This window comes from Paenibacillus sp. fava2 (assembly GCF_058313675.1).
Map to the genome: position 1 here is coordinate 4,877,970 of NZ_CM177755.1, position 12,455 is coordinate 4,890,424.

Here is a 12,455-nt window from a genome sequence, read left to right on the forward strand (position 1 = left end):
TGGGATTTACATTACTATAACGCAAAATAACACCGGATAAACGAATGATTCATAACTTGCAGTATCTCAGATTCCTGTGCGAAGCCGCAGCTGCCTGGCAGCCCTAGTCTGTGCCCGCGTAGGAATGAAGCCCGGCAATGACCAGATTAACACCCACCAGGGTGAACATGACAACCAGGAAGCCCAATACAGCAAGCCAGGCCGACCTGCGTCCCTGCCAGCCGCGGGCGAGGCGCAGGTGCAGATAAGCGCTATAGAACAGCCAGGTTACCAGCGCCCAGACCTCCTTGGGATCCCAGCCCCAGAAACGTCCCCAGGCAATCTGTGCCCAGATCATGGCAAAGATTAATGCCCCCAGCGTAAAGATCGGAAAGCCTATGGCAATGGCCCTATACGTGATCTCATCGAGATCATTCTCGTCAATCCCGTCCAGCACCGGATGAATCGCCTTGCCCAGCGGCTTGCGGATGATAAGCCGGAGAATGCCATAAAGGATCAGACCGGATAAAAGCGACCAGATTACAGTATTGAATTTGCGACCGGCATTAACCCCGTTCATCCAGGAAGGGGCTTCAAACAAAGGCTCCGTTATGCCGAGAAAAGGCTGGAAATACTCGGGTTCGCTCTGGTAGGGTGCCACAATCGGCGGCATTTTATAGCTCACTTTCTCTATTGTACTATCTCCCTGCCCGGCGCTGTCAATCGTTACATCGCTGCGGACAAAAACAGATTCGTACCCGGCTCCGCGGAAGGCGAACACACTACCGAGAAATCCAATTATAACAATGATTGAGAAGAGAGTAAATTCAACCAGGCGCTGCTGCTTGCGGTCACTGCGTGCAGTGCTGTCAAAATTCACGGTGCGCAGCAGATACATCAGGCCTGCGGCAAAGCCGACTGCGAAAAAGGATTCCCCCAGCGCCGCAAGCGTGACATGGATATTCAGGTAAATCGATTTCAATGAGGGGATCAGCGGCTGTACTTCCTGCGGAAACACCGCAGCATAAGCCATGACTATTATGGAGATCGGAACCGCGAACACCCCGAGAATAATTTTACGGTAGATGGCAAAAATCACAGTGAACGCTACCATAATCATCATCGATAGAAAAGTCATGAATTCATACATATTGCTGACGGGAATATGGCCGGCCCCGATCCAGCGGGTAATGAAATAAGCAAGATGGCAGAGCAGTCCGAGTGATGAGGCGATAAATGCGATTTTGCCGAAGCGGGCGGTATGCTCCTCCGGCTTGCGGCCCGACCAGCGGCGGCCCATGATGGCGATCGTATACAGCATAAACGCACCGCTGTACAAAAAGAAGGCAACAATAAACACATCACTGCTGAAATCGAGCAGGCTCATGCCAGACCTCCCCCGTTGTCCAATGATTTTTCATCGACTATCAGGTCTACCTTGTGCAAAATGGCCACGATCTCGCGGCGGAAGCCGAACCAGTTCTTGTTGGTATGCCCGCCAAGCACAAGCTCCCCGTCCTCCACACGCAGCCAGATGCGTCTGTGCTGCCAGTAGAAGCCGAGTACAAGCCCCAGCATAACAATCCCTGCCCCGATCCATACAAACGGCATCGCACGGTCTATCCGGATATTAAGATAGGAGGTCGATGCGGCAAAATCCACATCCCCCATGTCCTGCACCTCAAGCTCCAGAAAACGCCCACCGCCGCCCAGCCGGTCATTGATCGCCTGCTGCTGGAACTGCTCCTTATCCACCTGCTTGGGAAAATAAAAATACTGCTGGCCTTCTTCCGGCAGCCCCGGACCCGTAATCAGGAACAGGAAGGCCGGCGCATTCGGATAAGGCGATTTGGATACCGGACGGCCCTCATCATTAAGACCGAAATCCATATACTTCTCTTTCAGGGAGAGGGTGTACGGTCCCGACTGGAACATGCGCTCCGGATTCCTCATATCAAGCTTGAATTTGCCGTAGCCCTCTCCGGTGGCCGTATTTACCAGCACCGGCTGCACCGAGCGCAGTACGGGAGTCAGGTCGTAATCAAACTGATACGCTTTCAATCCTTTGTAGCTTAAGGGTGAGTTAACTCTGATATCGTGGCTGGCGACCTCCGAAAGCTGCGGTTCCCTGGACGGGTCCGTGCAGTCAGCTGTACACTCGTAGAGCACTGCCTTGGTCTCATAAAGCTTGGGCAGCACCTTTTTACCGCGGAACTCCTCAGGCATTTCCTCATCACTGTAAAACTCGACTGTAAACTGTTCATTCTTCAGATAATACGTTGTATCCGGAATCCGAGTGGCCTCACCCTGCTGAAAAGCAAGATGCTGATCCATGTTGAGTCCAGGCAATCCACGCGCCAGTACGGCAAGTAAAAATATAATCAGGCCGATATGTATTACATAAGGTCCCCAGCGGCTGAAACGGTGCTTCTCGGCCAGCAAAGCCGTCCCGTCCGTCTTGACACGGTAGCCCTTCTTCTTCAGCGGCTCCATAAGTCCTGCTACCCAGGCTTCAGGTTCAGCCGTCAGCGGTGTTACCAGAACAGCTTTCTGACGGGTAAGAAACTGACGGTGCTTGCGTACCTTCTGGCGGGTAAGCGCCTTATACAGCGGAAGCACACGGTCCAGGCTGCAAATCACGAGCGAAGCGCCGATCATCACAAGCAGGGTCACAAACCACCATGATTCATAAGTGTGCGAAAGGCCGAGTCTATAATATATATTCCCGGCTCTTCCGTACGTTTCTTTGTAGTAGGTTGAAGCATCAATGTTAAGAAAAGTGCTCTCCTGCGGGAAAATGGTTCCCAGCATGGAGCCCAGGAGGGTCAGTACAATCAGATAGATTGCTATTTTGACAGATGAAAAAAAGTTCCACACCCGGTCAATCAGGCCCGGATTGACGCGCTGGGAACGGCGGGCAACACCGTCGTAGCGCATCTCCAGATTACTCTCAGCTTCCAGCTCCTTTTCATCCAAAGGTTTGCCGCAGGCCTCGCACAGCACTGTTCCAACCGGGTTCTGATGGCCGCATTCGCATTTGGTATTACTGATCAGAGGTTCCTTTGAGGTCATGGGTCCACCAGCTTCCCGATTTGCGCCTCAAGCGAGTCCAGATCCAGCTGCCCGATGTGAATGCTGTCCACTTTTCCCTTTCCGTCAATGAAAAAGGTAGTCGGCAGAGGGGAAACGCCATAGCTGCGTACTGCATCACGTCCGGTATCCATAATAACAGGGAAATTGATATCAACCAGCTTAACGAAATTCTCCACAGTCATTTGATCTTCTCCGACATTGACGCCGACAACAACTACCCCCTCATCCTTCCACTTCTCATACTGGGCCTGAAGAGCAGGCATTTCCTTCACGCAGGGACCGCACCAGGAGCCCCAGAAATTCAGCACGACCGGCTGCCCCTTGTACTCGTCCAGCGTATGGGTAAGGCCGTCAAGCCCCAGCAGTTCAAAGGAAGGCGCTTTACTGCCTTCATGCGGTTTTCCGTCTCCGCCGAACACCGAAGTGCCGATTGCATAGCCTCCAAGCAAAAGTATCAGAAACAGAATTACGATTTGAATCGGCTTTCTCGCTTTGCCCACACGCGAAGCCCCCTTCTGTGACGCAATTCATACTTTAGTTGTCAGGTGTGAACATCCTATGAACATTATACCGAATATTGTCACAGTTTTAGGAGAGGAAATTGTGAACGTTATGTGTCTTTACGAGTCTGGTTTGCTTTGAGCGCCCCGGCCTTGGCAATCTGCTGCAGATGGTTAATTTCATCCTTGGTCAGATGGCGATAGGAGCCGCGCTTGAGATTCTGCAGCAGAATGTCCCCGAAGGAAATCCGCTTGAGCCGGACAACCGGATGCGAGATCGCTTCAAACATCCGGCGGACCTGACGGTTACGGCCTTCATGGATAGTAATGCTGATCACCGATTCCTTGCTCTCCTCATCGACATCCTTATATTCCACTTCAGCCGGTGCGGTCATGCCGTCCTCCAGCTTAATGCCGGACTTCAGCTTGTCCAGCGCCGTGCCGTGCGGTACACCCTTGACCGTGGCCAGATACGTCTTAGGGACATGGTGCTTCGGATGGGTCAGCAGATTCGCAAACTCCCCATCATTCGTCAGCAGCAAAAGTCCTTCTGTGTCATAGTCCAAGCGGCCCACCGGGTATACCCGCTCCTTAATCCCCTTCAAATAATCCGTTACTACCTTGCGGCCCTTGTCATCGGATGCGCTTGTAATGACACCTTTGGGCTTGTTGAACATAATGTAGATTTTATTTTCGCCCCGGATCAGTTTTCCGGCCACCTTAATAATATCCTGTTCGGGGTCCACTTTCGTGCCAAGCGTAGTTACGAGCTCCCCGTTGACCTCCACTTTACCGGCCAAAATCAATTCTTCACACTTGCGTCTGGACGCAACACCTGCTTGCGCCAAAATTTTCTGTAATCTTTCCATTTTCGACTACTCACCTCAGGTTAATGATAACCATCAGCGGGATAAATCACAAGTTCATTCCATGGAAAAAATGCTCCCGGACATGAATTATTATGCGGCTCAATCACCAGCGGCGAAATATGATAGCGCGCAGCCAGCTCCAGAATAAGCCTGCCTGCGGCAAACAGCTGCTCCCGGCGGCCCGGAAGCCGCGGAATTCCCACTTCCTCCCCGTAATCCCCTTCCAGACAAATGTGGATATAATCCGGGTCCGTCAACAGCGGAGCAGCGTAAATTCCGCCGTCCGTCCCTACCCAAAAATCAAACCCCTTGCCGTTTATCGACGGACAGCGGGAATGATGCAGAATAAATCCTTTATATTCCAACGCATGCCGGCCTCCCTCCGTATTGCTGCATTAGCATATGATTGGGGGAAGGGCGGGGTGACGGGTTGGTTTCCTTAAAATCTTGCTGATGGGGGGCGGATGGGCTGCAGCCGTAACTGCGAGAACTTTTGGACTTCCGGCCGCTGTTAGGTTTGGATTTCCTGATTTTGTACCGCATTTGCGTTAGAAATCTGCAGACTGACTATGCTTCCGTAGCGAGCTTTTCTCCGAAAAGCTTTCAGGCGGACGCTACGCTCCTACAGTTCCAAAATCCCCTCCCATACTCCCGCCCATCCGCTGCGCTTGAAGGCAAAAACAAACCCTCACCCCGGAGTACACTTCAGAAAGGAGCATCAGCAAAACCTAAGTGGAAAAATGCTATCTAATTTACTCTTTTTCAGACAAATCCAGAAATTAGGTGGAAAAAGCACACTTAGATTATCGCAAAAGCATCATTTTAGCCAAAACAGGCGGAATTAGATGTCTTTTTTCCAACTAGTTCCGGCAACTGGGTGAGAACACGAAATGTAAGCGGATTAAATACAACTATGTGATATGAGATGCCGACGCTGGCGTCATCGCCGGCTTGTACAAACCACCTGTATGTCACCAGTATTCATTCTCCGGCTCCTCCAGGCTGATATGATAGTCTGCCAGCATAGCGAGCGGAAACACGACAAAATTAATAAACAAATTAAAGGAAAGTCCCAAGCTAACCCCGCTATCCTCCAGTGAGTCACCCGTTACCACTGCTGCGTAGCGGTTGAACTGAAACAGATCCAACAGGTACAGCAGGAAAATAGCCCCGCTAAATATCCGTCTGTCTGCTAATAATCCAAGTGCTGCCGAGAAACCAACCGCAGCGCAAAACACATTATAAAAGATCAAGCTGCTCTGATCGAGAAACTGGCCGTTAAAGAGCAGGAGGAAAATATTTAGTACGGTGATCAGCACCCAAACTCCCAGGACACAGCCGGCTTTTTTCAGGAGCCACTCTCTGTCGGCGTCCCATTCCTTTTGAATAAAATCGGCCCCATTATTAAACAGATAGTACAAAATGCCTGCATATAAGGCCAGCAGAATGAGCACCATCGGCATGTTTAGATCCCCCCAACGAAATATGCTTTGGAACAGACACTTCAAACAAACTTCCTGTCTTATCATCCATAAGACGATAGCATATTTCCGGGATTCCTGGAGTAAAGCAGCTCACACCAAAAACTGGTGCCCGAATACCTGCAAATGCAGGCACCGGAACACCAGTATTTCATCATCTGTGACAAGGCCAGTGTGATTACCCGGCGGCATTCAGCCAGTCCTACTCCTGAACCTCTCCCAGCCCTTCCTTAACCATAACATCCTGGAGCGCGCTCAGTGCTTCCTCAGCCTGGCCGCCTTCGGCAATCAGGCTCAGCGTATCGCCGGGCTCCAGGCCGAGCGACAACACGCCGAGAATTGATTTGAGGGTAACCTTCTTGCCGCCGCTTTCGGCGAACACCTCGGTATCTTTAAACTTGGTAGCTGTGTTGACCAGCGCTGTGGCCGGGCGGGCATGGATGCCGTCTTCATCAACGATTTTGAATGTTTTTTGCATAACAGCTTCACTCACTTTCTTCTATTGGAATAGTTTTGGGTTTTAGGCCTGCACGGTGTAGAGCAGCTCCTGCTCCTTCACTGTGGAACGGCCTGCAGGCTTAATGGAGCTGTACTCGGCAATGTTGGTGATAATCACAGGTGTAATGGTGCTGTAGCCCGCTTTTTCAATTTCGGCACGGTCGAATTCCATCAGCAGATCACCAACGGATACTTTGGTGCCGGCTGTCACTTTTGGCGAGAAATGCAGGCCTTTCAGCTTCACGGTATCGATTCCGATATGAATCAGCAATTCAGCGCCGTTGTCGCTGACCAGACCAATTGCATGTCCGCTCTTTGACAGGGAGAACACATTGCCGTTTACAGGAGATACTACCCGTCCTTCAGACGGCTGAATCGCAAAGCCTTTACCCATAATTTCTTCGGAGAAGGCCGGATCATTCACTTCGCTGAGCGGTTTAACTTCACCGGTAATCGGGCTGTAGATATCTTCAGTAACCTTTGGAGCAGCTTCAGCTTCCAGCGCATCAGCAATCACAGCTGAGTTTGAAGCGGCATTTGCATCAGCCGTTGCAGCCGGAACCGCTGCTGCTGCAGCTTCAGGCTCATCTTCAAAGCCCAGGATATAAGTTACGATCGCAGCTACAGCAATACCAATGGCAAATCCGATCAGCGAGTATATAAACGTTGCGCCAAGTACCATCGGAATCCCGGACAATCCAGCCAGACCGCCGATAACATAAGCTTTAACTTTAAACAGGCTCAGGAATGCTCCGCCGGCAGCTCCGCCGATCAACGCGGCGATAAAAGGCTTTTTGAAACGCATATTTACACCATACATTGCCGGCTCTGTAATCCCCATCAGCGCTGTAACACTTGTTGAGAGCGCCAGCGGCTTCAGCTTGCTGTTTTTCGTTTTCAGGAACACACCGAAGGTTGCTCCGGCCTGGGCAAAGTTGGCTACCATCATAATCGGAATCATATAGTCATATCCAAGGCTGGCAATGGAGGCGATCATGATCGGAATCAGCGCATAGTGCATACCTGTAATGATTAGCAGGGACATGGTGCCGCCCAGTAGGAGGCCCGCAAACAAGCCTGTATTATCAAACAGCCAGGAAATGCCGTCGGTCAGGCCGTTACCGATGATAACGCCAATCGGGCCAACTGCAATCAGGGTTAGAGGCACGATTACGAGCAGCGTAACAGTCGGAACAATAATCAGCTTAAGTGAAGCATGTGTAACCTTATCTACTGCTTTTTCTACATAGGAAGCCAGCCATACCGCGATAATGATTGGAATAACCGACGAGGAATACGTTGCTGCAACAACCGGCAGGCTGGCAAAAGTAACCGGCTCACCAGTGCCAAGCAGCGTTGTTATCGTCGGATGCAGAATGGCAGCACCGATTGCTGCGCCAATATACATATTGCTGCCCAGCTTGCGGGCCGCACTGACTGCCAGAATGATCGGCAGGAAGTAGAAGGCGCCGTCACCGATCGCCGAAAGAATGACATAGGTTGAACTGGTGGTACCCATCCATCCTGCCGCAACCAGCAGGGCAATGATCCCTTTGATCATACCTGCGCCGGTGATCGCTGGCAGGATCGGAGTGAAGCTGCCGGAGATGAAATCGAGAATGCTGCTCAGCACATTCTTTTTCTTCTTGGGCCCCGCATCAGCTGAGGCTGCACCCACTCTTCCTTCAGGAGCGCCCTTCATATTCTTGACAAGCTCGTTATATACAACCGGCACATCGTTACCGATGATAATCTGGAACTGGCCCCCGTTGATCATTACACCCATAACGCCCGGTGTTTTCTGCAGGGTGGCTTTATCCGCTTTATTGTTGTCGTTAAGGTTAAAGCGCAGGCGGGTCATGCAGTGGGTAACCTGTTCGATATTCTCTTCTCCGCCCACCAGCTTCAATATGTCTTTGGAGAGTGCTGTTTTATCCATCTTAATATGCTCCTTCAATTCCGAGTTTTTTGGAACAAAAAAACCTAAACACCCATAGTATCGCGATAATGCCGCATATACTATTCAGCGTTTAGGTTTTGCCTGCTTAGAGTAACAATCCCGTGCTCTTATTCGGTTGTTTCATCGTTTCTGACAATCCGCTCAATGTGAATCGTCATGTACAAAATTTCTTCCTTGGACAAGTTCCGCTTGTATATTTTGCGGGTGTAATCCGCAATCTTCTCTGCGCAGGCGTAGGCTTCCGGATATTGGACGCGGACCAGATCGTGCAGCGTATGATCCCTGTCCCGTTCGTCAACCGGTGAGCCCTGAACCACCCGCTGGGCAAAAAACTTCAGATGCGTCAGAAAGCGGTAATAGCTGAGCGACTCCTCGTCGAGCTCGATCAAAAAGCTGCGCCTCACGATATTCGAGATGTCCTTCACAATATTCGTGATGCTGACCGTTTCACGCATTTCCCCGTTCAGCTGGGCGTTGACCAGATGCATTGCGATGAAAGCGCACTCGTCTTCCGGCAGCAATACGCCAAGGCGGTCTTCAATAATCTGCAGCGCCTTGAGGCCGATTGAGAATTCCTTGCGGTACATCCTCTTGATCTCCCACAGCAGCGCATTCTTGAGCTGAAGCCCCTGACGGTGCCGGTCGATGGCGAAATGGATATGGTCTGTAAGCGAGATGTACACACTGTCATGCAGCTTCTCGCCCAGCACCGTCTCCGCATAGCGGATCACTTCATCGGAGCATTCAACATATTCAATCGGAATGTCCGACAGCAGCGTCATAAGCTTTTGTGAGACTTCTTTGTTATCCAGTGAGAATACCTTCTCAATCTTGTCCTCATCAATAACATCGCCGGTATGCTTCTTGAAGGCAATTCCCCGGCCCATGATAACCAGCTCATTCTGACTGGCATCGAGTACGGTCACGACATTATTGTTGAGCACCTTCTCAATTTTCATTCCATCACCTTACGCCCGTCAGAGTAGTAAAAAGGCAAAACCAAAACAGGCACTGAATACTTAATGCCAGCTTCTGGTTTTGCCTGAAAGTTCAGTAACAATCCAGTTTTAGTTTTCCCGTATATGCATATTATCACATTGCCGGCAGAATGACAACAATATTATGAAAACGTTTTATAACACTTCACCATTCGATTCAATCACCTGTTTGTACCAGTCAAATGAATCCTTTTTGCTGCGTGCAAGCGTGCCTTTGCCTTCATCATCCAGGTCAACATAAATGAAGCCGTAACGCTTGGACATTTCCGAAGTGGACATGCTCACCAGGTCAATTGGCCCCCAGGCTGTATAGCCCATCAGCTCAACGCCGTCCTTGACTGCTTCTTTCATCTGGATAATGTGCTGCTTCAGGTAATCGATCCGGTAGGTATCATGGATTGAGCCGTCAGCTTCAACACGGTCGATGGCGCCCAGTCCATTCTCCACAATAAAGAGCGGCTTCCGGTAACGGTCATACAGCGTGTTGAGCGTAATGCGCAGACCTACAGGATCGATCTGCCAGCCCCAGTCGGAAGCCTCCAGATAAGGATTTTTCACCCCGCCGACCAGGTTACCCGCTGTTACTTCGCCTTCAGGACCAGCAGTTACAGTAAGTGTCATGTAATAGCTGAAGGAAATGAAATCGACAGTGTGCTCGGCAATGATCTCATCATCCCCGGGCTCGCGTGCAATCACGATGTTATTTTCGGCAAAATAACGGTTCATGTAGTGCGGATATTCCCCGCGGGCATGCACATCGGTAAAGAACAGGTTCATCTGGTTCTCCACTTGGGCTTTGCGCACATCTTCCGGGTTACAGGTGTGTGCATAAGACTCAATGCGGGCGAGCATACAGCCGATCTGCGCACCAGGAATGATCTCATGACCCAGCTTCGTTACCATAGCACTTGCCACAAATTGATGATGCAGTGCCTGATAAATGGTCTGCAGCCTGTGCTCAACCTTGTCGGACAGAATGCCGCCACCCGTGTATGGGCTCATAGTCAGGACATTAATTTCGTTAAAGGTCAGCCAGTATTTCACCTTGTTCCGGTAGCGGGTGAATACAGTCTCGGCGTATTTTACATAATGGCCAATCACTTCACGGCTGGCCCATCCGTTATACTTCAGGGTCAGACCAAGCGGTGTCTCATAATGGGACAGTGTTACCAGCGGCTCAATACCGTATTTTAGCAGCTCATCGAACACATTATCGTAGAACTGTAAGCCAGCTTCGTTTGGCTCGGCATCATCACCGTTCGGGAAAATCCGCGCCCAGTTGATCGACATGCGGAATACTTTGAAGCCCAATTCGGCAAACAGGGCAATATCCTCTTTATAACGGTGGTAGAAGTCCACCCCTTCACGTTTGGGGAAACGCTCGCTGAGGTCACCCGCAAGAATTTCGGCAATGCGCTCCGAGGAAATCTCCATCGAATGATCGCCTTTACGCAGCGCCTTCGGCACATGGGCAATCATATCGGCGGTAGACAAGCCCTTGCCGTCCAAGTCAAAACCGCCCTCAAGCTGGTTAGCTGCCGTAGCGCCGCCCCACAAAAAATTCTTCGGGAATCCTGTGTTTGCTGTAGCCATGAACATAACCTCTTTCTGTATTTTATAAGTATGATGCCCGAAAACAAGAAAAACCTAAACCGTTAGTAAAGAAATTGCCACCTCCAAAAAGAGAAGACAAATGCTTTACCATCAGTTTAGGTTTTGCCTGGCCCGGCCAGTAACAATCCATTAAACGATGAATTTAAGGATTATTTAATTACTTTAATCCTAACACAGCAATTCTGGAATTTCAAACCCTCATTTTCAACCGCCCAGATCCGGCTAGCCGAAGACCAATAAACATACAGCAATGGCGGCAATGAAGCCGACGATATCGGAGAACAGGCCTACCTTGAGCGCATAACGCCCATTGCGGATTCCCACAGCGCCAAAATAGACTGTCAGCACATACAATGTGGTGTCTGTGCTCCCCTGAATAGTCGATGCAATCATGCCGATCAGGGAATCAGGCCCGTGAACGCGGATCAGATCCGTTGTGTAGGCCAGCGAGCCGGTGCCGGTCAGCGGACGCAGCAGCCCGAGCGGCAGCACCTCCGGCGGGACACCGAGGCCTTCCAGCGCCGGGGCAATGAAGCCCATAAGGAAATCCAGCGCCCCGGAGGCCCGGAACACACTGATGGCAACAAGCATGCCGACCAGATGCGGAATGATGGCGATTGCCGTGCCGAAGCCGTCTTTGGCTCCTTCTACAAAGGATTCATACACGGGAACCTTGCGTGTAAAAGCATATAGCGGGATAAAGGTGATCATGACCGGAATCGCCCAGGCCGAGATGAGGCTGATTAGCTGGAACAAGGCATGCTCACCCTTTCATTGAAGTATGCGGGAGGGCGCGGCCTCCGGCGGTGTGATCGCCAGAACTGATTGCGGGGGGCTTCGGCGGCCTGCGCAGCAGAGTCAGCCTGCGCATCAGCCTGTCCGCACCAATCGCGGCCAGCGTGGCTACGGCGGTTGCCGCCAGCGTTGTGCCGACAATACCGGCCGGGTCGGCTGAGCCGTAGTTGAGCCGGATCGCAATCAGCGTAGCCGGAATAAGCGTAATGCTGGCGGTATTCAGTGCCAGCAAGGTGCACATGGCCGGAGTCGCTGTCTCCTTATCAGGGTTCAGCGTCTGCAGCTCCTGCATTGCTTTGATGCCCATTGGCGTTGCCGCATTGCCCAGCCCAAGCAGATTGGCGCTCATATTGGACAGAATATAGCCGATCGCCGGATGGCCCTTAGGCACATCCGGGAACAAAAAGCCTACCACCGGCCCGAGCAGCCGGGCTATTTTGCGAAGCAGGCCCGCATCCTCGGCCACCCGCATCATCCCCATCCAGAATACCAGTACGCTAATCAGGCCAAAGCTTACAGTGACCCCGTTCTTGGCTCCGTCAAAGACGGCGGCAGTAAAAGCATCCATCCGGCCGTTCACGGCTGCAAACACAAAGCCGATCACGATCATCCCCAGCCAGATCCCGTTAATCATCCCGGTCCCTCCTCCTACCCGGCTCTCTTCCCCG

Annotated in this window: 12 protein-coding genes; all 12 read right to left on the minus strand. The window is 51.3% G+C overall.

Annotated elements, in window-relative coordinates:
* Positions 1-103: 103 nt before the first annotated feature.
* The 12 genes from ccsA to AC4G46_RS21545 all read right to left on the minus strand — a co-directional run bounded on the left by ccsA (position 104) and on the right by AC4G46_RS21545 (position 12,421).
* Positions 104-1,366 carry a cytochrome c biogenesis protein CcsA gene (gene ccsA / locus AC4G46_RS21490; RefSeq protein WP_491124497.1) on the minus strand — a complete coding sequence of 421 codons (1,263 nt, stop codon included), beginning with the start codon at positions 1,364-1,366 and terminating at the stop codon, positions 104-106.
* A complete protein-coding gene (gene resB / locus AC4G46_RS21495; RefSeq protein WP_491124498.1) occupies positions 1,363-3,051 on the minus strand; it encodes a cytochrome c biogenesis protein ResB in 1,689 nt (562 codons plus the stop codon). The genes ccsA and resB overlap by 4 nt, the downstream gene beginning before the upstream one ends.
* Entirely contained in the window at positions 3,048-3,572 is a 525-nt protein-coding gene (locus tag AC4G46_RS21500) for a redoxin domain-containing protein (protein ID WP_221798098.1), read from the minus strand. The genes resB and AC4G46_RS21500 overlap by 4 nt, the downstream gene beginning before the upstream one ends.
* Before the next feature lie 110 nt (positions 3,573-3,682).
* Positions 3,683-4,441 (minus strand): pseudouridine synthase, encoded by a 759-nt coding sequence (locus AC4G46_RS21505; RefSeq protein ID WP_491124499.1) that lies wholly within the window; start codon positions 4,439-4,441, stop codon positions 3,683-3,685.
* Between the two features lie 20 nt (positions 4,442-4,461).
* Positions 4,462-4,806, minus strand: a complete 345-nt coding sequence (locus tag AC4G46_RS21510) for a peptidoglycan recognition protein family protein (protein ID WP_491124500.1) — start codon at positions 4,804-4,806, stop codon at positions 4,462-4,464.
* A 606-nt stretch (positions 4,807-5,412) separates the two neighbouring features.
* A complete protein-coding gene (locus AC4G46_RS21515) occupies positions 5,413-5,904 on the minus strand; it encodes a hypothetical protein (RefSeq protein WP_491124501.1) in 492 nt (163 codons plus the stop codon).
* 220 nt (positions 5,905-6,124) lie between these two features.
* On the minus strand, positions 6,125-6,400 hold the full coding sequence (locus tag AC4G46_RS21520; RefSeq protein ID WP_068730014.1) for an HPr family phosphocarrier protein: 276 nt from the start codon (positions 6,398-6,400) through the stop codon (positions 6,125-6,127).
* A gap of 42 nt (positions 6,401-6,442) precedes the next feature.
* On the minus strand, positions 6,443-8,359 hold the full coding sequence (locus AC4G46_RS21525; RefSeq protein ID WP_491124502.1) for a beta-glucoside-specific PTS transporter subunit IIABC: 1,917 nt from the start codon (positions 8,357-8,359) through the stop codon (positions 6,443-6,445).
* Between the two features lie 128 nt (positions 8,360-8,487).
* Positions 8,488-9,339, minus strand: a complete 852-nt coding sequence (gene licT, locus AC4G46_RS21530; RefSeq protein ID WP_491124503.1) for a BglG family transcription antiterminator LicT — start codon at positions 9,337-9,339, stop codon at positions 8,488-8,490.
* 174 nt (positions 9,340-9,513) lie between these two features.
* Complete coding sequence (locus AC4G46_RS21535; RefSeq protein WP_491124504.1) at positions 9,514-10,971, minus strand: glycoside hydrolase family 1 protein; 1,458 nt, start codon at positions 10,969-10,971, stop codon at positions 9,514-9,516.
* Positions 10,972-11,214: 243 nt separating this feature from the next.
* Positions 11,215-11,703 (minus strand): spore maturation protein, encoded by a 489-nt coding sequence (locus tag AC4G46_RS21540; protein ID WP_179088059.1) that lies wholly within the window; start codon positions 11,701-11,703, stop codon positions 11,215-11,217.
* Positions 11,704-11,755: 52 nt separating this feature from the next.
* Positions 11,756-12,421 (minus strand): nucleoside recognition domain-containing protein, encoded by a 666-nt coding sequence (locus AC4G46_RS21545; RefSeq protein ID WP_491124505.1) that lies wholly within the window; start codon positions 12,419-12,421, stop codon positions 11,756-11,758.
* Between the last annotated feature and the right edge of the window lie 34 nt (positions 12,422-12,455).

What these genes read in the sequence shown, in the direction of transcription:
- ccsA (WP_491124497.1), bottom strand. Translation starts at nt 1,366, where the DNA reads ATGAGCCTGCTCGATTTCAGCAGTGATGTGTTTATTGTTGCCTTCTTT.
- resB (WP_491124498.1), bottom strand. Translation starts at nt 3,051, where the DNA reads ATGACCTCAAAGGAACCTCTGATCAGTAATACCAAATGCGAATGCGGC.
- AC4G46_RS21505 (WP_491124499.1), bottom strand. Translation starts at nt 4,441, where the DNA reads ATGGAAAGATTACAGAAAATTTTGGCGCAAGCAGGTGTTGCGTCCAGA.
- AC4G46_RS21515 (WP_491124501.1), bottom strand. Translation starts at nt 5,904, where the DNA reads ATGCCGATGGTGCTCATTCTGCTGGCCTTATATGCAGGCATTTTGTAC.
- AC4G46_RS21520 (WP_068730014.1), bottom strand. Translation starts at nt 6,400, where the DNA reads ATGCAAAAAACATTCAAAATCGTTGATGAAGACGGCATCCATGCCCGC.
- AC4G46_RS21525 (WP_491124502.1), bottom strand. Translation starts at nt 8,359, where the DNA reads ATGGATAAAACAGCACTCTCCAAAGACATATTGAAGCTGGTGGGCGGA.
- licT (WP_491124503.1), bottom strand. Translation starts at nt 9,339, where the DNA reads ATGAAAATTGAGAAGGTGCTCAACAATAATGTCGTGACCGTACTCGAT.
- AC4G46_RS21535 (WP_491124504.1), bottom strand. Translation starts at nt 10,971, where the DNA reads ATGGCTACAGCAAACACAGGATTCCCGAAGAATTTTTTGTGGGGCGGC.
- AC4G46_RS21540 (WP_179088059.1), bottom strand. Translation starts at nt 11,703, where the DNA reads ATGATCACCTTTATCCCGCTATATGCTTTTACACGCAAGGTTCCCGTG.
- AC4G46_RS21545 (WP_491124505.1), bottom strand. Translation starts at nt 12,421, where the DNA reads ATGATTAACGGGATCTGGCTGGGGATGATCGTGATCGGCTTTGTGTTT.